1 protein-coding gene is annotated in these 875 nt (G+C 64.7%); it reads left to right on the top strand.

What is annotated here, in order from left to right:
* Positions 1-136: 136 nt before the first annotated feature.
* The coding region (locus F4U94_RS24125; RefSeq protein WP_150412358.1) for an NAD-dependent epimerase/dehydratase family protein at positions 137-875 on the top strand (739 nt) is incomplete at its 3' end.

The following is an 875-nucleotide window of genomic DNA, read 5'->3' as shown; positions in this document are numbered from 1 at the left end:
ACCTGCGTGATTGGTATCTTGGCGCTCGTAGCATGGCTCGGCACCCTCGCACCGCCCGCATCGGGCATGTAGGTGAGGTTAGCTCTGCTGGGTCTGTTGATGTATTCAAAGGTGAACGAACGAGGGTGGCAGAGTCATGACCGACGTCGAACGCAGCGAGCCCGGGAGCGGCAAGGGTGCTCCTGAGATCGTCCTCATCACGGGTGCGAGCGGTTTCATAGCCGCCGCGCTCATTGCCCGGCTCGGCGAACGCTACACGGTCGTCGGACTCGATCGTGCCGGTCCTCCGGACCCGCCGCCTCCTGCGGCCGCGGTCGCCATCGATCTCGGGTCCGACGAGGCGGTCCGCGCCGCGCTCGAGGAGGTGCGCGCACGATACGGCGCCCGCATCGCGTCGGTTATCCACCTAGCCGCTTATTACGACATAACCGGCAAGCCTAACCCGCTCTATGACAAGGTGACAGTCCAGGGCACCCGCCGGCTGATTGACGGGCTGCAATCGTTCGAGGTCGAGCAATTCGTCTTCGCCAGCACGATGCTGGTCCATAAGCCGACCGCCACTCCGGAGGAGCGCATCAGCGAGGAGTCGCCAATCGGTGCGTCCTGGGCGTATCCGCAGTCCAAGGTCGACACCGAGGCATTGCTGCATGAGCGCCACGGGAACATCCCCGTCGTCTTCCTCCGCGCCGCAGGAGTTTACGACGACGACGGGCGCTCGGCGTTTCTCGCGCAGCAGATATCGCAGATCTACGAGCACCGCCTGATCTCGCATTTCTATCCCGGCATGCTGTGCGCGGCACAGTCATCGGTGCACCGCGAGGACTTGGCCGACGCCGTGGTGCGCCTCGTCGATCGGCGGCACGACTTGCCGTCAG

The sequence above is a fragment of the Sphingobium limneticum genome (assembly GCF_008710155.1).
Taxonomy (GTDB): Bacteria; Pseudomonadota; Alphaproteobacteria; order Sphingomonadales; family Sphingomonadaceae; genus Sphingobium; species Sphingobium limneticum.
The sequence above is the reverse complement of the archived record's forward strand: the minus strand, read 5'-3'. Positions and strand labels throughout refer to the sequence as shown.